At 44.4% G+C, this 21,624-nt stretch carries 16 protein-coding genes, 1 tRNA gene and 1 pseudogene; 16 read left to right on the top strand and 2 right to left on the bottom strand.

Annotated elements, in window-relative coordinates; translation table 11 throughout:
- Positions 1-137 precede the first annotated feature (137 nt).
- From IBX40_02550 to IBX40_02525, 6 genes and pseudogenes are all read left to right on the top strand, one after another.
- Positions 138-1,184, top strand: a complete 1,047-nt coding sequence (locus tag IBX40_02550) for a hypothetical protein (GenBank protein ID MBE0523204.1) — start codon at positions 138-140, stop codon at positions 1,182-1,184.
- On the top strand, positions 1,181-2,893 hold the full coding sequence (locus tag IBX40_02545; protein MBE0523203.1) for a hypothetical protein: 1,713 nt from the start codon (positions 1,181-1,183) through the stop codon (positions 2,891-2,893). The genes IBX40_02550 and IBX40_02545 overlap by 4 nt, the downstream gene beginning before the upstream one ends.
- Positions 2,890-4,547, top strand: a pseudogene (locus IBX40_02540) (DEAD/DEAH box helicase). Before IBX40_02545 ends, IBX40_02540 begins: the two are co-directional and overlap by 4 nt.
- A gap of 382 nt (positions 4,548-4,929) precedes the next feature.
- A complete protein-coding gene (gene hisH / locus IBX40_02535; protein ID MBE0523202.1) occupies positions 4,930-5,538 on the top strand; it encodes an imidazole glycerol phosphate synthase subunit HisH in 609 nt (202 codons plus the stop codon).
- 3 nt (positions 5,539-5,541) lie between these two features.
- Positions 5,542-7,899, top strand: coding sequence for an ATP-dependent DNA helicase (locus IBX40_02530; protein ID MBE0523201.1), 2,358 nt, complete (start codon positions 5,542-5,544; stop codon positions 7,897-7,899).
- 93 nt (positions 7,900-7,992) lie between these two features.
- Positions 7,993-8,066: transfer RNA gene (locus tag IBX40_02525), tRNA-Thr, on the top strand.
- Positions 8,067-8,256: 190 nt separating this feature from the next.
- Here IBX40_02525 and IBX40_02520 read toward each other — a convergent pair.
- Complete coding sequence (locus IBX40_02520; GenBank protein MBE0523200.1) at positions 8,257-9,003, bottom strand: winged helix-turn-helix transcriptional regulator; 747 nt, start codon at positions 9,001-9,003, stop codon at positions 8,257-8,259.
- Between the two features lie 143 nt (positions 9,004-9,146).
- Between IBX40_02520 and IBX40_02515 the strand changes: the two genes are divergently transcribed.
- From IBX40_02515 to IBX40_02500, 4 genes are all read left to right on the top strand, one after another.
- Positions 9,147-9,311, top strand: coding sequence for a hypothetical protein (locus tag IBX40_02515; protein MBE0523199.1), 165 nt, complete (start codon positions 9,147-9,149; stop codon positions 9,309-9,311).
- Positions 9,308-9,547, top strand: a complete 240-nt coding sequence (locus tag IBX40_02510; protein ID MBE0523198.1) for an MTH865 family protein — start codon at positions 9,308-9,310, stop codon at positions 9,545-9,547. Before IBX40_02515 ends, IBX40_02510 begins: the two co-directional genes overlap by 4 nt.
- 833 nt (positions 9,548-10,380) lie before the next feature.
- Positions 10,381-10,842: a pantetheine-phosphate adenylyltransferase gene (locus tag IBX40_02505; protein ID MBE0523197.1), complete on the top strand. Its 462-nt coding sequence runs from the start codon at positions 10,381-10,383 to the stop codon at positions 10,840-10,842.
- A gap of 81 nt (positions 10,843-10,923) precedes the next feature.
- The gene (locus IBX40_02500) at positions 10,924-13,515 is read left to right on the top strand and encodes a valine--tRNA ligase (protein ID MBE0523196.1); all 2,592 of its coding nucleotides are present in this window, start codon (positions 10,924-10,926) and stop codon (positions 13,513-13,515) included.
- Positions 13,516-13,595: 80 nt separating this feature from the next.
- Here the strand turns inward: IBX40_02500 and IBX40_02495 are convergent, their stop codons facing one another.
- On the bottom strand, positions 13,596-14,396 hold the full coding sequence (locus IBX40_02495) for a carbonic anhydrase family protein (GenBank protein ID MBE0523195.1): 801 nt from the start codon (positions 14,394-14,396) through the stop codon (positions 13,596-13,598).
- Between the two features lie 806 nt (positions 14,397-15,202).
- On the opposite strand from IBX40_02495, the gene IBX40_02490 reads away from it, so the two are divergent.
- The 6 genes from IBX40_02490 to npdG all read left to right on the top strand — a co-directional run bounded on the left by IBX40_02490 (position 15,203) and on the right by npdG (position 21,475).
- The gene (locus tag IBX40_02490) at positions 15,203-16,270 is read left to right on the top strand and encodes a formate--phosphoribosylaminoimidazolecarboxamide ligase (GenBank protein MBE0523194.1); all 1,068 of its coding nucleotides are present in this window, start codon (positions 15,203-15,205) and stop codon (positions 16,268-16,270) included.
- Positions 16,271-16,314: 44 nt separating this feature from the next.
- Complete coding sequence (locus tag IBX40_02485; protein MBE0523193.1) at positions 16,315-17,649, top strand: NAD(P)/FAD-dependent oxidoreductase; 1,335 nt, start codon at positions 16,315-16,317, stop codon at positions 17,647-17,649.
- 8 nt (positions 17,650-17,657) lie between these two features.
- Positions 17,658-18,800, top strand: coding sequence for an aminopeptidase P family protein (locus IBX40_02480; GenBank protein ID MBE0523192.1), 1,143 nt, complete (start codon positions 17,658-17,660; stop codon positions 18,798-18,800).
- 36 nt (positions 18,801-18,836) lie between these two features.
- Positions 18,837-19,718 carry a type II methionyl aminopeptidase gene (locus tag IBX40_02475; protein ID MBE0523191.1) on the top strand — a complete coding sequence of 294 codons (882 nt, stop codon included), beginning with the start codon at positions 18,837-18,839 and terminating at the stop codon, positions 19,716-19,718.
- 34 nt (positions 19,719-19,752) lie between these two features.
- Entirely contained in the window at positions 19,753-20,661 is a 909-nt protein-coding gene (gene aglJ, locus IBX40_02470) for an S-layer glycoprotein N-glycosyltransferase AglJ (GenBank protein MBE0523190.1), read from the top strand.
- Between the two features lie 160 nt (positions 20,662-20,821).
- Positions 20,822-21,475 (top strand): NADPH-dependent F420 reductase, encoded by a 654-nt coding sequence (gene npdG / locus IBX40_02465; protein ID MBE0523189.1) that lies wholly within the window; start codon positions 20,822-20,824, stop codon positions 21,473-21,475.
- Positions 21,476-21,624: the final 149 nt, after the last annotated feature.

Below are 21,624 nucleotides of genomic sequence, written 5' to 3'. Positions count from 1 at the left end.
CATAAAGGAAGCACTAGACTCATTAACCTATGAGGAAGTTGTATTTCTTCACTTACTCAATAAGATAAACAAAAAAGTCAGTATCGAGTACTTCGAGAGACTATACGGTAGCGCAAGACCTGCGAAAGGGTATACTCATGATCATAGAGCAGGAAGCGAGTGCGTATATCAGCTCTACCAAGCTGGAACGCTTACGATTCTGTTTCCCTATGGAATTTGGAGATTTTCTTCCACCTGTTGTCAAAGCTTCGAAATTCAAAGAAGCTGGCGATCTCAAGGCAGGGGTGCTGCGTGATAAACTACTGGAGATTATCGGAGGAAAGCAAAAACCATCTCCTTTATCAAATAAAATATCTTTCACATTTGGTATCAAAGATGGCGATCTATATATTGGAGATGAAAAGTTTAAAGTAAATCGCCTGTTGAAATGGCAGCAAGCCTCATGGAGTGCGTCCGTTAAAACTGATCTCAAAACGCATAGTAACGATCTGGATTCCATTGAAGTTGCACTTTATGCACTCTCACAACTTAAAGAGCATGAATGGATACCCACAGATAGTCTCGCAGTGATGATTAAGATCTTTACAGGAGAGGCGGCGGATTACCCCTACGAACAGATATGTGAGGCGGGCTGGGAGTGGGGTTGCCTGGCAAAAATTGTGGTAGATAGAAAAGCGTACTACCGGTTACCTGAAGATTCCCTGAAAGATACGACTTCATCTTCGCCAGAGCATTATCTACAGATCGAATCCAACGGTACACTAACTTTGGATCTGATAACCATCCCTTATGCTGCACTGGAAGTGTTAACTTCAGTTGTAAATTTGGATATTTATAATTTCAATCTGCGAGGGACAACCAGCCTTATCAAGATAGGGAATGCGCTTATGACAGTTCGCAATGAGAGTATTTTAGGGTGGCTCAGAGAGAATTCATCAGATTTTCGCACTGCTATCGAGATGGCTGAAAACAGATGGGGTAAACAGATAATTCATGAGGACCTGATGATTGCACAGGTAAAAGATCTGGGCCTTAAGGTGCAGATTGCAAAATCATTTCCTGATTCGCAAAACCTTGTATCGCTTCCAAATGATTATTTCGCATTTCCCAGTGACCTTCTTCCTGTAATACAAAAAATTGTAGAGACGTCAGGGCATGTGATTAAGAAGGCGAGGGCAAAATGATGAAAGCAGAATCAACCCTGACTCCCGCAAATATCGGTGAATTGAGCGTCTTTTCCAACCAGTATGATCTGCGTCATGATCTGCACGCTTTTATGGAATATGTTCAGGACCGCGATGTGAAACGGTTGCACCGGAGTAATGATTTGAGCGGACCTGACATAAAACGATTGGCAAAACTTATGAGCGATTCTTCTGAAATAGAATTTGTAGAATCATATGGATTTTCTAATTGGATAAATTATGTCGATAAACTAACACTTCTATTCAAGTTCGTAAAATATGACACTAAAGGGATATACGCAGGATACACCAGTAGTGCACCATCATTTCCTGACAATTACATTGAAGTCGATACCAAAAGATATGAAGAATTCATTGATCTACCACTTATAGAGCAGGAGAAGAAGCTTCTGGATATATTAGAAAAAAATTATCTTGATGGTTACAATGAGTTTTATGTTAGAAGTGTGCTGGGCAGGCTCTCTGGATTCTCGAGCTGGGGATCAGCGACTGGTGTTATACCTGGTTTGGATTTTGCCAGAGCAAGGCGATTTCTTATTAAGATTCTGCAATCCTGTACACCCGGTGTCTGGTACACTACCTCCTCATTGATCCAGTACCTGAAAGAGCATCATCCATTCTTTCTTATCCCTGAGAAGCCTGAGTATAAATGTAAAGGGGATGAAAAGGACGGTCGCTATGGCAACTTTCATGAGGGTAAGGACAGATGGAGCAAGGATACACAGATCTCAGAGAGTGACCCTGATGCATTTGAACGAGTAGAAGGTCGATTTGTAGAACGATTCCTTGAAGGGCTACCTCTTACGTTAGGATATATCGAAGTTGCCTATTCCAGGGCAGAATATAAGGGACTCCTGCCAGAAATGAATCAGCTTCTGGCGTTTAGAGTTAATAATATGTTCCCGCATGTAATGAGCGGTAATGTCATAGAGCCCAGAATAACCGTTCAACCGAATTTCGAGGTGCATGTGGAATCGGAATTATATCCGGTGCGGATTCTTGCGCAATTGACAAAACTGGCAGATGTCGTAGCAAAGGATAGAACAAGCATCTTGAAACTTAGAAAAAATAAGGTGCTAACTCAATTAAGCGAAAGAGAAGACCTTGATGTGATCAAGTTTTTAGAGAACATAAGCCATCAGAAACTGCCACAGAATGTTCAAATCGAACTCGAAGAGTGGGTTGGGGCTTCAGAAGCGTTTACTTTGTATGAGAATGTTGTGCTTCTCGAGGGTGACAAAGATCTGCCTGACATCGACCGATTCACCATCGAACGTATATCACCGACGATGAGAATCGTGCACTCACCTGACAGGTTGTTCACGCATCTTGAACAGAAGGAATTGATTCCTCTTCACATAAAACATCGTTCATCAGCACTTACGTCTCTTCCGGATGGTGCACGCACAGTCTTTCCCAAACGAGATTCAAGCGTTTCAAAATCAAAAGCAAGAGCAAAAACAAAGAAGCCTGTAACAATAAAGCGGGAAGTCCGGATCACATTTCACTTTCCGGCAAAAGAATTGATGGAAGAATTCCGCAAAGGACTTATAGCTGCCAGATGCCCGGTTGCTGCGGATTGGAGCAAATTGACACTCTCCTTTGCCAGGCAATACGAACCAGAGGTAAAGAAAGTCAGTAAGGCATTGAAACAGGATTACACCATCAAAATCGAGGATATTGCATGAGTTCACAAAAGCCGCTCATCATCCAGAGCGATCGCACGTTGATGCTTGAGGTTGGACACCCGGGGTACGTAAAATGCCGGGACTTTTCAGCTCTTTTTGCCGAGCTGGTAAAATCGCCGGAGTTTATCCATACCTACAGGGTCACACCATTGTCACTCTGGAATGCGGCAGCACTGGGTGTGCCGTTTAAAGAGATCGTAGATGGTCTTGAAGATTTCTCGCGTTACTCCATTCCGTCAAATGTCATTGTCGATATGGGGGAGTGGTATGAGACCTATGGCAAGTTGGTATTACAGAAAGCTGCACAGGATTATTTGGAGCTTGAAGTGAAAGACTCCCGTATTCTGGAACGAATCCGCAACAATGAGTCATTGAAACAGTTCTGGGTGGATAATGACGGTCTCCCAGGATTATCATACCGCAGCTCAGACGCGGCGATCTTAAGCACGCACTGATAAAGGCAGGTTACCCTGTCAAGGATTTGTGCGGATATCAGGAAGGAGAACGGCTCGAACTCTCTTTGCGCAGCATTGACCTTGAGGGTAACTCTTTTGCGATGCGCGATTATCAAAAAGATGCCGTAGATATGTTTTACTGTGCAGGACAGAAGACGGGGGGCAGTGGAGTGATCGTTCTTCCCTGCGGTTCAGGTAAAACGATTATAGGACTTGGGACTATGACTCAGATATCAAGCCACACTCTGATCATCGCCACCAATAATGTCTCGGTCCGGCAATGGCGCGATGAACTTCTCTCCAAGACCTACATCGAAGAAACTGACATTGGCGAGTTTACTGGCCGTGTCAAAGAGATCAAGCCAATCACGATCACTACATACCAGATGTTGACACTTCGTCGCACTAAGGACGAACCGTTGCACAACCTAAGCATCTTTACCGAGCATAATTGGGGGCTCATTATATATGATGAAGTACACATGCTCCCTGCTCCTGTATTTCGTGCAACAACAGCAATTCAAGCCAGACGGCGACTCGGGCTGACTGCAACACTGGTGCGCGAAGATGGGAAAGAGGATGATGTCTTTGCACTGATCGGTCCCAAGCGATATGATGTTCCCTGGAAGACGCTTGAGAGTCGCGGCTATATTGCAGAAGCTATCTGTACCGAGTATCGCGTTCCTCTTTCGGCTGAAGAAGAGCTCAGGTACGCTCATGCTAATCAACGCGCTAAGTTTCGCATCGCGGCAGAGAACCAGCGCAAAAAAGTGCTTGTGTGTGAACTGTTGGACAACCACGCAGGTGAGAGCATCCTGATCATCGGCCAGTACATTTCGCAGATAGAAAAGCTTGCTAGATCATTAGGGCTACCAATTATCACAGGCAAGACCAGGCATGACGAGAGAGAGAAACTTTAAGATGAATTCAGACAGGGACGCATCAACATTCTTGTTGTATCCAAAGTGGCAAACTTTGCCGTGGATCTGCCTGATGCCAGTGTCATGATCCAGATCTCAGGTACATTTGGTTCGCGTCAGGAGGAAGCACAGCGATTGGGGCGCATTCTTCGACCTAAAGAGCACACTTCTTATTTCTACACACTTGTATCAAAAGGTACCACTGAACAGACTTTCGGGACCAATCGTCAACTCTTTTTGGTGGAGCAGGGATATAGATATCAGATCAGATATTTTTGAGATTTCCAAATAGCTAAAAATCATACCAGATGGAATAGACGGACTGCTGTTGAGCGATAAGTACAGGAAGAAGCTGCACCTTGAATATCCACCGGATGAGAAGGACCACTGTCTCGGGGAGGGGGAAGTGCAGTGGGGGCTACGTCATAGCTGTTAAAATATACAGATTCAGTAATTTTCAGGTAGGATTTACAGGTTAAACCATTCTAATCCATCCTGACGATCCTGTAAATCCTGTCTAAATGAATAAAAGCAATTGTTGTCTATAACACCCAGCTCATAACCGTTACGCTCCTACCCGCCGCCCGCTATCCTCACTCTGCTGCCCTGCCCTCTCCCACAATCCTCAAATTTATCTATTCTCAATACATCTTAGTACCAGATGACAGACATCGTAATCATAGACTACGGAATGGGCAACCTCAGGAGCGTGACCCGCGGTATTGAACATGCAGGAGCCGATGTTACCATATCCTCGGACCCAGCTGTCATGTCAAAGGCCGATGCTGTGGTACTGCCTGGTGTGGGAGCATTCCAGGATGCTATGAAAAACCTTGAACCTCTTAAAGCAGACCTCATCGAACTGGTCAACACAGGAAAACCGCTGCTGGGAATATGCCTGGGTATGCAGATGCTGTTGAGCCAATCTGAAGAAGGAGGTGTCAATTATGGGCTTGACATGGTGCCCGGAAAGGTGGTAAGGTTCCCTGAATCAGTGGGCAAGATACCTCACATGGGCTGGAACTCGCTCACAATCAAAAGCGACCATGCGTTCTTCAAGGGACTGCCCCAGCAAACATATGTCTATTTTGTCCATTCCTATTATGCAGACTGTGCTCCAGAATATACCCTGGCCACGTCTGATTACAACCTGGAATTCGCTGCAGCAGTGGTCAACAGGCAGGGCAATGTGATGGGCACCCAGTTCCATCCTGAAAAAAGCGGGGACTGGGGATTGAAAATGCTCGAAAATTTCGTGGAGATGTGCTGATAATTGGATGATGATATCGACCGCTGGTTCCCTTATCAGGATTACAGGCCGCACCAGAGGGAGATGCTTGAAGCTGCTGCTGAGGCTGTCAGGACGGGCGGTCACAGCGTCCTGATGGTGGATGCTCCCACCGGGAGCGGGAAGACCAGTATCCTTTCTGCCCTGCTTGCTTCCCGGGGTAATAAACGTATCGTGGTTGCACTGCGTACTGTGAGTCAGGTATCTATCTATCTGGATGAGATACAAAAGATCAGGCAGCATACAAACAAACGGCCCAGTGTTGCGTATATGGTAGGTAAGGACAAGACCTGCCAGCTGCGGGATGAGCTGGATAATGTCTATTTCGGCTGCGATATCCTGAAGATCAAGACCCGGATATTGTTGGAATCCAAAATGCGGGAGTTTATGAGCCTGTCAGGCAGATCAGGTGATGCGGTCTATGATCCTTCAAAGGATGATGAATTGCTGGAATCTGTAATGGATGAAATGCCTGATGAACGGTCCTGCTGTCCCTATTATCTAATGTCCAAGGAAGCGTATTTTGCTGATGGAGAGATAAGGTTCAGAAGTTCAAAGCTGGCGCAGCAAACATCCCGCACCATGGGAAATAAGATCATTCAAACTGATGAACTGGCATCTCACTGCGGGAGTCTGTGTCCGTATGAAGTGATGGCGGTATCGGCAGAAGGTGCTGATGTGGTTATCCTGAATTACAACCATGTTTTTGATGATACCTTCAGGGAAGCTATGTATAACTGGCTTGATATTGATCCTGAAAAGACCATACTGCTCATAGACGAGGCGCATAACCTGGGGGATTCAGTACGGGCCGTGAACAGCGATTCACTTACCCAGTATATTGTCAAGAGGGCCATAAGCGAGGTTGAATCCTCCAGGGCACAGGCCCATAAAGCCGGGTTGAAAGAAAGCCTGGCAGTAGCAGAACAGATACTGCCCAGGATATACAGGTTCATGGAAAAGATGAATGAGAAAGGGACTTCATCAGAAGAATGGTTCGATCCCCATATGTTTGCTGATTTTGTGTTCGGCGAGAGCCTGTTAAGGGAGGATGACAGGATGGTGGCCGAGCTCATGAACCTGGCAGATGTGATCGCCAGGCAAAAGGAGACCGAATCAGAATCCCAGGAGATATATCTCCAGCAGGTAGGCGAATTTATGTTCATGCTGAACTTTGCCAAGAACGATGAAGCCTACGTCCCTGTAAAATATACTGAAGAGCGAAAAGTTGGGAGCAAGACATATACTTCCACCAATCTTGAGATACGCAATATCGACCCTAACCTCCAGATCGAAAGCGTGGTGGATGCACACCACAGCACTATCATGATATCTGGTACTTTCTCACCTCCGGATGCATATGAGCTTTATTATTTTTCAAAGAACGGCAGGGCTACTATCATGAGTCTCCCAAATCAGTTCCCACCAGAGAACAGGCTCATACTTGCCGCTAAAGACGCCACCACCCAGAGTTCTTTGAGGAATGAACCCGATAATGTAGCCGAGATTGAACATCATCTGGATTCGTTTATTACAAATGTACCAGGGAACGTAGTAGTCTATTTCACATCATACAGTCTGCTTGATCAGTATCTTGATTTTATTACATTGGCTGCCAGGGCTGCAGGCAAGCAGATTTTTCTTGAACCCAGGGAATCTCAGCAGGTACCTGCCGTGTTGTCCCAATTTTTCCAGGCAGGCCAAAAAAGGGCAGTAAAACCTGGAGTATTGCTGGCAGTGGCCGGGGGCAAGATGAGTGAAGGCATTGACTACAGGGGCGAAGCATTAAAGGGTGCTATGGTGGTGGGATTGCCGCTCACCGCATATACAGAGATCCAGAAAACAGTAAATGAGTATTATAAGAACAAATACGGCAAACAGAAAGGAATGTTCATTGCGTATACCCTCCCTGCCATGAACAGGGCTCTGCAAGGACTGGGCAGGGTACACAGGGCTGCTGATGAAGAGGGTGTACTGGTGCTGTGCGATTCCAGGTTCGCAAAAAAGGGAGGTATGGGGGTCAGGCAACACTTAACTGAATGGATGGATCAGGAGATCCGGGAGTGTTCGGGCACACAGAGTAAACTCATGATAACGGATTGGGTCCGGAACCACAAGTCTGTAAAGGTTCCAGTGGAAGCGGGGGGGTTGAGGCTGACGAAATCTGAAATTCATAGCTCTGTGCATAGTGGTTTTCAAACAGCAAAGCAAATGAAGGAAAAAATGGGAAGGAAAGTCAAATGCACCACAAAATCATGTTTTAGGTTTGATGAGGAATGTACTGTCATACAGGATGATAATTATTGTGATTATTGTGGAAATAATTCTCTTATTGAATGCTAAATGACTTAGACCGGAAGAGAAATTTCGGCAACGATAAGTAAATATTCGATACAGGAAATAAGAACAGATATTCTTTTTATGGAATCTCTGACCGCCGCCGTGGCTTAGCCTGGCAGAGCGACTGATTCGTAATCAGTAGGTCGCGGGTTCAATTCCCGCCGGCGGCTTTTTTTTTCCGGTTTTACCTCCTGGGCCTGCAATACATACTTTTTTTGAATAAAAAACAAAACATTCGTCATTATATCAATAGAAATATAGATATATTATAATAATTATTAAAGTATTTATCATGAATCGAAGTGGGAATGGATGCTTAATTTAGTGTAATTGTCCGGTGTAATATAATTGGGGAATTCCTCAAGAATTCAAAGTGGAAAAGATATCATTGATACCTTTTAGAACAGTATATCCTTTTTCGGTTATCATATAATCACCCCGTTCATGGCGCTGCAAGATCATTCCGGTGTCCATTAATTTTTGCAGGTGGAACATCAAATTACCTCCACGAAGCCCGGTGAGTTCAGAAAGGGTCGAAAAAGTCCTGGTTTCAGTTGACACAGCTTTTAATATCTGCAGCCGTTGTTTATTGGACAAGGGCTCAATTACATCTTTTACCATGTTTTCTTCAGATAACCGGGATATTTCATGAATCTCCCCTTCTTCAGATTTGTAGATCTGTAAAGACCGCATCAGACCGACTTGTTTTTCAAATAAATGTTGAACTTCTGAAAAACACTTGCTGCATTGTTTATATGGTGCATTATTTTTCATCTCAGTTAATTGGGAACCATTATCCAAAATGACATCTTCCGGCATGCTATTGTGCTTTAGCAGGCCAGCATTATTTTGTAGAAAAGCACTGAAATCTGCCTTACAGGTATCACGCATCTCGCATTTTTTTATCATACCGCAATCCAGGTCATCCTCTATATCTCCTATTACTTGCCCGAAAACAGCACTTGAAATGTTCTGTCGTGACCCTTCGAGAACCATTTCCAGATGCTGCTGGTTTGCATTTTCCATAAACCGTTTTATGTCGGTATGGATCTCCTGTAGCTTTTGTTTTATTTCAAGGATTTCCTGCTGGGATCCATCATTGTCCATGATTTACTATTTTACAATAAGACCGTAAAAAGGTTTCCATCATAACTATGAAGGTTAATTAAGTACAATACTGTAGTTAGTACATTTCAGTAACGCTCAAATATATATTCATAACCATTCTATATTACATTGAGGTGTTATGAATGCCTGTATGGAAATATTCAAACAAGAGTCTAACAAAAGAAAAAGCTAGAGAATCATTGGTAGCTGTAAAAAGTGCCTGTTTCAATTGTGAGAACCACAGTAACGATTGTGCGATCTCAAAAACAGCAGGTGAAATAAAAGCAATGATGGAGACTGAACCATGAACATCAGAGATGAAATACATAGTCAGATCGTTATGGGACTTGCAGGGGCACAGTTTCCCATAAAATCACCGCAAGACCTGCTTGCAGGGTTCCCTGACGGTGCAAATACCACTTGCAAAGCAGGTGATCTTGAAGTGACTGCAGGTGAAGCAGGAAAACTGTTGAAAGCCAGCGACTTTCCTTTTAACAATGCTAAGGACATAGCCGATGTAATTGTTGAAAGGGCAGGGCTGTAAGTCTTTTTTTGAGGTGTAAATTATGAAGATGCCGGAGCCACCAGAAATCTATTTATAAGGTTATTTAACTGAGCAAGCCCCCATCTTCTTTGGCTCTGCTGCTGCCCCCTCTTGTGGTGAGGGGGCTGGCAGGCGCTTTTGGATTATTCCAGCGGGCTTTGGGTGTTAAGTGGTGATGGATCCTTAGATGGGTGATTGCTGGTGGGCCTTACTTTGAATTGATCGGTAGCGGTATGTCTCTATACATTGCAGGGAGAGGGATTGTCCTGTCACAACAATTTGTATCTGGCGGCCTTGTTCCTGCCAATTATTGCCATAATCCCTGCGCTGATCCTGGACTTCTCATTCATACTGGATAAATAACTGGTAAGTACTGTTCATCCTGCCGTTCCCTTTCTCCTTCACTCTGCCTGGGTGCCCGTCTCGATCTTACTCCACCCGCACTTGTGCAGGCTGTTCGATAATTAGAAAATCGAAATATACAGTACAGAATAATTTGTATTTTGCGGGAAGCGTAAAGTTTTTCCCCACTCCCCTTCCCGCTCATTTCTTGGTACTTTTCCTGATATTAGATAATCTATTTTTTATTATTTAAGCATTATCAGCGTTTTTCAGATTTTATTTAATGAAAATATTAGAAAAACGTTTTATAACGTTTATATTAGTTTAAATTTTCAAAATAATCTCATATTTTAAATATTTATCTGTTAATATACTATTATTTAATTATTTTTTAAAAAACGATTCTGCGATGCCAATAAATACCAGGTATAAAACCTGATGATAAAAATACATCAATACTGTTATTGTTCAGTATGCAAATAACACACCTCATGTCCCGCGTCGCCATTGGAGGCACCTTTAGTCCCCTGCATGATGGGCACAAAGCCCTACTGTCCAGAGCTCATCAGTTAAGTTCCAACGGCGAGCTTATTATTGGCATAACTTCCAATGAAATGGCACGAAAGCGGCTCCGCTATGTAGAAGAATGGGAGATCAGAAAACAAAAACTTGTTCAGTTCATGCTCGAAGAATTCGGAGCCAGCCCCAAAATCGTTTGTCTGGAAGATCCTTTTGGCCCTACCATAGAGGAAGACTTTGAATACCTTGTGGTCTCACCAGAAACAGAACCAACCGGCAACCTTATAAATGCCAGGCGCGCCGAATTGAGGAAAGAACCCATAAAAGTAGAACGGGTGGAATATGTGCTTGCCTATGACAGGCAACCCATCTCATCCACCAGGATCATGGAACATGAAATAGACATCCACGGTCAACTGCTGCAACACCGATAATAATATTTACCTTGTGCGTGTTTTGTTGCATGTTTCAACTTAATAAATAATCAAATTTCAATTATCAAGAGGCAAAAATATATGTCTGCAACACAGCTGCCAAAGGAATATGATCCACAGGATATCGAACCTAAATGGATGAACAGCTGGTCCGATTCTATGAACTATTTTGACTGGGATTCTGAAAAACCTCAATATATTATAGATACCCCACCGCCCTATCCTACAGGCAATTTTCATATCGGCAATGCGCTGAACTGGTGTTATATCGATTTCATTGCCAGGTATAAGCGGATGCGCGGGTTCAACGTAATGTTCCCGGAAGGCTGGGACTGTCACGGCCTCCCCACCGAGGTCAAGGTGGAAGAGATCCACAACATCACCAAGAACCAGGTACCAAGGGCTGAGTTCAGGCGGCTGTGCGAGGAGCTCACGGTAGGCAATATCGAGAAGATGCGCCAAACCATGCGTCGACTGGCCTTCAGTATCGACTGGAGCAACGAATACATCACCATGAAGCCGGAATACTACGGCAAGACCCAGCGTTCCTTTGTCCAGATGTACAATAAAGGCATGATATACCGCTCGGACCATCCCAACAACTGGTGCCCCAGGTGCGAGACCGCCATCGCTTTTGCAGAGGTGGAATACGAAGCCAGGCAGACCACGCTGAATTATTTCCATTTCGACAAGCTGGACGTTGCCACCTCCAGGCCCGAATTGCTGGCTGCCTGCGTGGCAGTGGCGATCAATCCTGATGATGACAGATATAAACAATATGTCGGCCAGGAGATTGAAGTTCCCGTCTTTGGTCATAATGTGACAGTCATGGCTGACAAAGAAGTGGACCCTGAGTTTGGTACCGGTGTAGTCATGATCTGTACGTTCGGCGACAAGCAGGACGTGCGGTGGTGGGTTGAACTGGGTTTGCCTTTACGCAAGGCAATTGACAAGCAGGGTAATATGACCGCCATAGCAGGGAAATATGAAGGTATGACCCTGGCCCAATGCAAAGAATCTATTACAAAGGACATGAAGGATGCAGGGCTCATATATGAACAGGAAGTGCTGGATCAGAACGTGGGACTGTGCTGGCGCTGCAAGACCCCTATTGAGATACTCTCAGAGAGGCAGTGGTTCATAAAGATCGATGCAGACGATATCATTTCAAAATCATCAGAGATCAACTGGGTACCCCCATATATGGAGATCAGGCTCAAGAACTGGACCGGGACCATGGAATGGGACTGGTGCATTTCAAGGCAGCGTGTCTTTGCCACGCCCATCCCTGTGTGGTACTGTGATGAGTGCGGTGAGGTCATTGTCGCCAAAGAGGAGTGGCTGCCTTTCGACCCTAATACGTCCCAACCCCCAGAACCCTGCATGTGTGGTTCCACCTCCTTCTTGCCAGAAGAGGACGTGCTGGACACCTGGATGGACTCGTCCATATCTGCCCTTAATGTGGCTGGCTGGCTGTCCAGGGACGATGCCAGACTGCCTACCCAATTGCGCCCCCAGGGTCATGATATTATCAGGACCTGGGCTTTCTATACCATCCTGCGCGCCAGTGCATTGACAGACCTGCGGCCCTGGGACGATATCGTGATCAACGGTATGGTGCTGGGGGAGGACGGCCATAAGATGAGCAAGAGCCTGGGCAATATCGTAATGCCCGAAGCAGTAGTGGAACAATACGGTTCCGACGCCTTCAGGCAGTGGGCTGCCATTGGTGGCTCCACGGGTTCAGATATCATGTTCAGCTGGAAGGACGTGGTGGCAGGTCACAGGTTCCAGCAAAAACTATGGAGCATTGTCAGGTTCTGCATGCCGCATCTGGAAGGTTACCAGCCAGGTGATGTAGAGTACAGGACAATAGATCGCTGGCTGCTCAGCAAACTGAACACACTTATCAAGCACACCACGGCCAGTATGGACGCTTACCAGTTCGACGAGACCCTGAAAAGCGTCAGGGGTTTTGCCTGGGAAACAGTGGCAGATAACTATATCGAGCTTGTGAAGTCAAGGCTGTATGGTGATGATGTTGAAGCTAAAAAAGCCGCTCAGCAGACATTATATCTCACAGTGGATGCACTGGCACGGATGCTGGCTCCATTTATTCCTTATTTTGCAGAAGAGGTATATTCACTACTGCATGAAGAAAGCATACACCAATCCCCATGGCCTGAAGTGGATGAGTTGTCCATTGATGCAGCAGCAGAATCCAGAGGCGGGCATGTGACAGAGATCACTGCTGCAATCAGGCGGTTTAAGTCTGATGCAGGGATGGCCCTTAATGCTCCGTTAGGGAAGATCAGGATGTACGGCAGAATTCTGGACGTGGCTGATATAGCTGGTACGATCAACGCTGAGATAGAGGTTCATGAGGGGGATCCTGAGTTTGAACACATAGTCAGCGGAATTAAGCCTAATATGAGTGTCATAGGTCCGAAATTCAAGAATAAAGCAGGTGCAATTATCGGCGCGCTTAAATCGGCAGATCCTCAAGTTATTGCAGCACAGGTGGCAAATGGGTCAATTCAACTGGAAATTAAAGATGAGACCATAACATTGGAACCGGATGCTGTGGCCTTTGAGCGGGAGATACTGTCTGGAGGTCATGCTGTGGACGTGGTGGAAGTGGGCGATCTTATGGTTGTGATTGAAAGATCATAACATCCTAAATCCATAAAAAAAAGTAGGGGACAGCCAGTCCCCATCATTATGTCCTCGTTAAAATCTTAATTTTACTATTTTTAGTAAAATTCACGATCGTTAAGAGGTTGAACTGGTCTGTAATTATTTGAGTAGATTTCTTTGAAAGCATCTATCTGTTCACTGGAGAGCTCCACAGGAGTATCCATCAAGTACCAATTAACACCTTCAGTGCAAGGTGGAGTAGTGAACGACCCATCAAATCTATAATATGTTAGCTCTTCAGGAAGCAGATCATCTGCATCAATATTCACACCACTTATGGTTTCCACTTCACCCACTTCTGCTGGCATGTTCTCCCAAATTAGTGTATATGCGCTGTTTTCACTACCATTCTCCATCATTACGCCTATCACTGCATATTCACCTTCATCGCTCTGGTGAACTAAATGCATCTCCATATCAGAGTAATTGCCATTTATGGTATTTTCACTAAGCGAGTGGAAATGTAACTGCAGCAATTGGTAGGTATTGTTTTCAACCTCTATGGAGCTGCCCTCATCATAATCCACTTGGATGGAATGCCCGTTATTCACAATATTCAGTGCCGTTGGCTCGTAGTTAAATGAGATATCAGCGGTGTGGACTGAAGTTCCTGCAGGTATATTTATTGGTGATTGATTATTGCCTGAGCAATCAGGGTATCCCAGTTCGGCCCAATGTTCAGGCCCACCTTCACCTTCATAGCCCCAGTGATGTTCAGCTACTTCCTCTGTGTGTGCATCATCTTCAGATGTCTCCACATGTGTCTCCTCTAATTCATCTGTGCAACCGCTAATTAAAACAGCGCCTGCAATGATTATTCCTAAAAGTACAAACATTTCAATATTACTTAATTTCAAAATCAAACCTCCGTTAATTTTAATCAAAAATAAAAACTAAGATATAAAAATATTTCTAAATCCTTGTACCTCTTGTAATATCCATATTATATTTGACATTGATGTGATTTCTGGATTCTCGAAATTGCCATTTACGTTCTAAGGCAACTATAAGGATAGACATAAAAATGCCGTTATGAAGATAATGCAAAAGCTTGATGAAACTGGTAGAAATGTACCAATACCCTGGTTAGGAAATAGAAAACGTGAGGTCAACTTGTAGGATGGTGTGGAATACGATTGGATTAGTGTGCAAGGGCTACCAGTGTTAAGAAAGAAAGTTTAACCACTTAGGCAAAGGGATAGGTTCAGGGCTAATACTTACTCTGCCAAGACTGACAAATCGAATCTTAATAAATAATTTCGAAATAAAACAACGTTAACTTAATAACCTATAAAAATAATCTTTATTTGAGCGGGTATAACATCTTTTATAAACTAACCCCCACTCCCCAACCCGCTCATGAATTATTTTGAACATCTTTTGAAGAGTGGAAAACTCCCAAATCGAATAATAATTTCTATCTTCTCCATCTTATTGATTAGTCATTGCCATATATATATTTGTCGGTTATTTAAAAAATTTTATTGATGATGCTTATAATATTGAACCACATTTGATAATGTCGTCTGTTTGACGGGTGAAATGTTCTTCTTCATTATAGAGACCATGCCGCCGTTGATGGCAAAACCGGGGAGCCAAATCCCCCATTCTTAAATACTTCCTCAAACAATTATGATCAATGGCACAAAATAAGATCTCAATCATGGTTATTGACAGAATTTCAGATATCCTCTCAGGTTACGATCTGGATAACCTCACCATTGCCACAGTTACCAGTCACACCAGTCTCCAGATTTTTAATGGAGCCCGAAAAGAGGGGTTCAGGACATTGGGCATCTGCCTGGGAAAGCCTCCCAAATTCTATGATGCTTTTCCGCTGGCCAAACCAGATGAATACATGGTTGTGGAAAATTATGCAGACATCCTGAATAAAGCACCGGAACTTGCTAAAAAAAATGTTATAGTCATCCCAACCGGATCTTTTGTTGAATATATGGGCCACGACAACTTCATGAAACTGGAACTACCCACCTTCGGCAACCGCAGGGTACTGGAATGGGAATCGGACCGCAATAAGGAACGCCAGTGGCTGGAAGGAGCCGGCATCACCATGCCGCGCAAGATCGATGATCCAAAGGATATCAACTCCCCGGTAATGGTGAAGTATCACGGTGCAAAGGGAGGCCGCGGCTTCTTCGTTGCCAAGAACAAGGCCGAGTTCTACCAGCGACTGGATGAATCCCAGCCCTTCACTATCCAGGAATTTATAGTGGGGACAAGGTACTATCTACATTATTTCTACTCACCCATAAAAAAAGACGGCTACACATTGAGCAAAGGCACCCTGGAGCTGATGAGCATGGACCACAGGGTGGAATCCAATGCCGACGAGATCTTCAGGCTGGGATCACCGCGGGAATTAGAGGGTGCAGGGGTCTACCCTTCCTTTGTGGTCACAGGCAACATGCCCCTGGTGGCAAGGGAATCGCTGCTGCCCAAGATCTTTGAACTGGGCGAACAGGTGGTTGAGAGTTCCCTTGACCTGTTCGGCGGCATGATCGGACCTTTCTGCCTGGAGACCGTATGCACTGATAAACTGGAGTTCAGGATATTCGAGATATCTGCCCGGATCGTAGCAGGTACCAATCTATACATCTCAGGGTCACCGTACTCTGACATGATAGGTCCTGACTTTTCCACAGGCCGCAGGATTGCCAGGGAGATCAAGAAGGCAGCCAAGTATGGCAGGCTTGAAGAGGTACTGTCGTGAATGATGTTTATGACGTAATTATTATAGGAGCAGGCCCTGCCGGTATGTTCGCGGCCCACGAACTGGCTGATAAGGGTCTTTCAATTATTGTTATTGAGCAGGGCCGGGATATTTCTAAACGCAAATGCAAGATGGATATGGTCAGCAGGTGTACCCACTGCGAACCATGTGACATCATGAGCGGTGTGGGCGGAGCCGGTACATACAGTGACGGTACGCTCAATCTTCGCCCCGACATAGGGGGGGACCTCAGCCAGTTCACAAGATCTCCCGATGATGCATGGTCACTAGTAAATTATATTGACCAGGTTTTCCTGAAATATGGTGCCCCTGATAAATTAAACCGGCCAAAGGCTGCCGAAATTGAAGCATTAAAACGTAGTGCAGCATCGGCTGGCGCCAGATTTCTTGACATACCCCAGCGGCATATCGGATCTGACAGGACACCCCAGTTGATCGAAAAATTCCAGCACGATCTTGAAAATTCAGGTATCGAGTTCATGCTTGAGACTGCTGTCACTGATCTGGTTATCAAGTCCGGCCGCTGTGCAGGTGTTACTTTACAAGACGGCAGCATCATCGAGGCCAGATCCACCATACTGGCTCCTGGTCGCATTGGCGCCAGCTGGGTGGATGAATTAGTAAAACAGCATAATATCAAGGCCAGATACGCAGGCATCGATATCGGCGTCAGGGTGGAAGTGCCTGCTATTATAATGGAACCTGTAACAAAGATCAACAGGGACCCCAAGTTCCATATCTTTTCACGAAAATACGATGATTTCGTCAGGACCTTTTGTACCAATCATCACGGGTTCGTGGTAAAGGAAGAGTACGATGGTTTCATAGCTACCAATGGTCACTCCATGAAGGATGTAGAATCTGAGAACACCAACTTTGCTTTCCTGGTAAGGGTGGAACTAACCCATCCTATCGAGAATACTACAAGGTACGGCCGTTCGGTAGCCAAACTTGCCACCACCATTGGTGGAGGGAAACCTTTGATACAGCGCATGGGTGACCTGCGCAGGGGACGGCGCTCAACCTCTGAGAGGATACTGCGAAACCCGGTTGTTAATACCTTAAAAGATGTTACACCCGGAGACATTTCTATGGCAATGCCCCACCGTATCGTGATGGATATCATCGAAGGTCTGGAAGTATTGAACGAGATCATACCCGGGGTTGCTTCAGATTCCATATTGTTATATGCTCCGGAGATCAAATTCTACTCCATGCGCCTTGATGTGGACCATAATATGATGACAAGTATTACCGATCTCTATGCGGCCGGGGATGGTGCCGGATTGTCAAGAGATATTGTCAATTCCTCTGCTACTGGCGTATTAGCTGCAAGAGGAGTATTAAACCAGAAGTAGTGGATATAATGGAACTTAAAGATTTCCTGATACAGAATGAAGTGGATGCCTTCCTGACGCACTCGGATAGTATCTGCAGTGCAGACATGTACTATGCCACCGGTTTTTTAGCAGGTGATGCTTTTACGTACCTGAATACAGGTAAAGAAATACTGCTGGTCTCAGGCATGGAGAAGAGCCGGGCTGAAAAGGAATCCCGTGTAAAGGACATCCGCTCAACTTCCGATTACAAGCTTAAGGAAAAATTAATAGAATATCAAGAGGGCGGAAAAGCATACTGTATGATGCTGGCTGGCCTTATTAAGGAAGAGGGATGCAATAGCATTGCAGTCCCCAGAAATTTCCCATTGTTCTATGCACAATGCCTGAGTAGCGAAGCCATTCACCTTAACTGCATTAGAAGTCCTATTACTAAATTAAGGGAGAAAAAGACATCAGATGAGATCCATGCTATCTCAACCGCTCAACGTGCATGTGAACAGGCCGTTGCTGAAGCATTGGATGTCATTGGCAAAGCCCGTATCCAGGATGATGAACTGATAAAAGATGGTAAGCCACTCACTGCTGAGGATATCAGGGCGATTATTCACCACTACTTAATTGACAATGGATGTGAAGCTGATCATACTATCGTAGCCTGCGGGCCTGGGAGTGCTGATCCCCACTGGCGGGGAAGTGGTGTATTAAAAGCCAATCAGCCCATTGTACTGGACGTATTCCCGCGCCATACGTTCCACAGGTACTATTGTGATATGAGCCGTACTGTGGTAAGGGGAGAACCCGGGCGAAAGATCCAGGAGATGCACGAAGCCGTCCTGGCGGTCCAGGAAATGGCCATTAATATGATTAGACCCGGGATTATGGGTAATGAAGTACACCAGGTAGTGTGTGATAGTTTTAACGATGCGGGATTTGATGCAGGCGATGAGGAAGGATTCATCCATTCCACGGGACACAGTGTGGGACTTGATATACATGAAAAACCGGGTTTGGGTCTGCAGGAAGATATCATGGAAGAGGGAAATGTGGTTACTGTGGAACCGGGTCTTTATTATAAAGACGTGGGTGGGGTCAGGATAGAGGATATGGTATTAGTTACTGCCAGTGGATGCAAGAATTTAACTATATTTGATAAGAATTTACAGGTATAATTTTGATTTATGGTGATAATTATGGATGAAAGCGAGATGTTGGAAGAAATAGATAAGATCATCGGAAAGTATGAAAAAGCCGGGAATATCCTGGCCAAAGTCAGGGAAGAGACTGCAAAACAAGTCCAGGTAGGAGCATCCCTGCTTGAAGTCGCACAATTTTCAGAGAACCTGATTCGTGAAATGGGAGGCAATCCCGCTTTTCCAATAAACATCTCAAATAACGAGGAGGCTGCCCATTCAACTCCGAAAAAGGATGACACAGCGGTATTTGGCGAGGATATGGTCAAGCTGGATATTGGTGTACATATCGACGGATACATCGCAGATACTGCAATTACAGTTGACCTGTCAGGACATCCCGACCTGGCCGAAGCTGCCGAAGCTGCCCTTGAAGCCGCCATAAAAATTATCCATGGTGGTATCAATACGGCAGAGATCGGCAATGTTATCCATGCTACCATTACTGAGTTCGGGTATAAACCTGTGTCCAATCTGACAGGACACGGGCTGGCCCAGTATATGCAGCATGTTCCACCTACTATTCCCAATATACCCATTGAAGGAGGCGTTACTCTTGAAGTGGGCCAGATAGTGGCGATAGAACCCTTTGCTACAAACGGTAGGGGTTATATCAGTGAAGGTAGTAATGCCGAGATATATCACCTGTTAAACACCAAACCAATCAGGGCACCCGCTGCCAGGGCAGTATTAAAAGAGATCGGGCAATTCAAGACCCTTCCTTTTGCCAAGCGCTGGATCAATTCCAAACACCTGGATTTTGCACTGCTTCAACTGGAAAAGAATGGAAATATATCAGCATATCCGATCCTGAAAGAAGCAAATGGGACGCTGGTATCCCAGGCTGAACATACTATCATGGTCGAAGAGGACGGTTGCAAGGTAATTACCAAATAATTAATCATAACTCAACAAAAAGATTCCAACTGATATGAAAATTCGACCCGAAGATTTTTGCATCTTTATACCCACCCTTAACGAATCCCGGACCATAGGTCAGATTATTGATGAGTTCAGGTCTTTGGGATTTTCTAATATCTTTGTCATTGACGGTCACAGTAAGGACGGAACTGCCAAGATCGCGAGGGAGAGAGGAGTTAGTGTAGTGATGCAGACCGGTAAGGGAAAAGGACAGGCTGTCATCCAGGCCTTTGATCTTATTGAAAGTGAATATGTAATTATGATAGACGGCGATGGTACATACTTGCCTTCAGAAGTTCATCTTCTTTCAGATGCACTGGAAAAAGGTGCCGGCCACGTGATCGGCAATCGTTTCGCCAACCCTGGTAAAGGTGCATTTACCAGGCTGAATTCAATTGGAAACAAGATTTTGAACAAACTTTTCGGGTTCGCATATGGGGAATGGCTCGATGATATTCTTTCAGGTTATAGGGGGTTTACCAAAGATACAATCCAAAAAATGGCTTTGACCCAGAAAGGATTTGAGATCGAAACAGAGATGACCGTGGAATGTGTAAGAAACGAAATTGATATCAAGGTGGTTCCCATCACATATCTGCCAAGGCATGGTGAAGGTGATACAAAATTAAATCCTGTTAGAGATGGATTCAGGATAATGAGGACGATATTTAATATGGCCAGAATTAATAACCCTTTATTTTATTTTAGTGTGATCGGCGGGATTACAATACTTATTGGTTTTGTTGCCGGGATATATGTATTAAATGAATGGATGATGGGGATAACTCATCAATTGTTGGCAATATTTACAACACTTATCATAATAATTGGAATACAAATGTTCATCTTTGCCATGATGGGGGATCTGATCGTGTCGCTTCATAAAGAAGCTATGAGGGGTTTAAGAAAACAAAAATAATATCTCAAACATCTTCCTACTGAAACTCAGGACAAAGAAAGATATTACAATTACCAGGTAGAATACATTTATTCAGTGATTGCATATCGTTTGTTCAGAATAGTCAGTCGAATGCATAAACAATTTATATCATCGATTTATACTCTGAAGTAGTGATCTCATGAGAATTGCAATTATTGGTGGAACTGGCAGTATTGGACAAGGACTTGCTATGAGGTGGGCTCAGAACCATGATATTATTATTGGCTCCAGGAAATGCGAAAAAGCAGAATATGCGGCAAATGAATGTACTAATGTCCTTAAAGAAATAGACATGACATGCAATATCAAAGGTTGTATCAACCCGGATGCAGTGGGGCAGGCAGATGTTGTTGTATTATCAGTGCCGTACGAACATGTGATATCTACAATTGAGTCGGTGCAGTCTGATCTTAAGGATCAGATCGTTGTTTCTATTGTGGTTCCAATGAAAAAAGATGGTTATTTCAAATATGACCAGCCTGTTGCAGGTTCAGCTGCAATGGAGATAAAAAGTGCAGTGCCGGAAAGTGTAAAACTCGTTTCTGCTTTCCATAGTGTATCTGCGAAAAAGCTCTGCAAGATCAGGAAGAAATTAAATATGGATGTATTTATCTGTGGTGATGATGAACATGCCAATCAGGTAGTGTGCGATCTGGTAAGAGAAATCCCAAAATTAAGGCCATTGATCGCCGGTCCTCTTGAAGCTTCATCTATGCTGGAAAGTCTTACACCTCTACTCATTAACCTGGCCGTTTTCAATAAAATAAAACATCTGGGTATAAAATGTGAATAAAATGACTTTATTATTATTTTCATCTATTTTTGGAAAGTATTCTAACTAATTGGGACGTTTATTCCAGAGTAAAGAATGCCTTTTATTCAATTAGTTGGAAAGGCTCAACACATCGTGAACCATTTCATTTGACAAATGAAGGCTCAATA

The organism is Methanosarcinales archaeon (assembly GCA_014859725.1).
GTDB lineage: Archaea > Halobacteriota > Methanosarcinia > Methanosarcinales > Methanocomedenaceae > Kmv04.
This window is presented reverse-complemented; position numbering and strand designations above follow the sequence as displayed.

Coding starts and splice junctions, on each gene's coding strand:
- IBX40_02510 (MBE0523198.1), top strand. CDS start 9,308: ATGAACATCAGAGATGAAATACATAGTCAGATCGTTATGGGACTTGCA.
- IBX40_02480 (MBE0523192.1), top strand. CDS start 17,658: ATGGAACTTAAAGATTTCCTGATACAGAATGAAGTGGATGCCTTCCTG.
- IBX40_02515 (MBE0523199.1), top strand. CDS start 9,147: ATGCCTGTATGGAAATATTCAAACAAGAGTCTAACAAAAGAAAAAGCT.
- IBX40_02545 (MBE0523203.1), top strand. CDS start 1,181: ATGATGAAAGCAGAATCAACCCTGACTCCCGCAAATATCGGTGAATTG.
- IBX40_02475 (MBE0523191.1), top strand. CDS start 18,837: ATGTTGGAAGAAATAGATAAGATCATCGGAAAGTATGAAAAAGCCGGG.
- npdG (MBE0523189.1), top strand. CDS start 20,822: ATGAGAATTGCAATTATTGGTGGAACTGGCAGTATTGGACAAGGACTT.
- IBX40_02505 (MBE0523197.1), top strand. CDS start 10,381: ATGTCCCGCGTCGCCATTGGAGGCACCTTTAGTCCCCTGCATGATGGG.
- IBX40_02490 (MBE0523194.1), top strand. CDS start 15,203: ATGGTTATTGACAGAATTTCAGATATCCTCTCAGGTTACGATCTGGAT.
- IBX40_02550 (MBE0523204.1), top strand. CDS start 138: ATGATCATAGAGCAGGAAGCGAGTGCGTATATCAGCTCTACCAAGCTG.
- IBX40_02520 (MBE0523200.1), bottom strand. CDS start 9,003: ATGGACAATGATGGATCCCAGCAGGAAATCCTTGAAATAAAACAAAAG.
- IBX40_02500 (MBE0523196.1), top strand. CDS start 10,924: ATGTCTGCAACACAGCTGCCAAAGGAATATGATCCACAGGATATCGAA.
- IBX40_02485 (MBE0523193.1), top strand. CDS start 16,315: ATGTTCGCGGCCCACGAACTGGCTGATAAGGGTCTTTCAATTATTGTT.
- aglJ (MBE0523190.1), top strand. CDS start 19,753: ATGAAAATTCGACCCGAAGATTTTTGCATCTTTATACCCACCCTTAAC.
- hisH (MBE0523202.1), top strand. CDS start 4,930: ATGACAGACATCGTAATCATAGACTACGGAATGGGCAACCTCAGGAGC.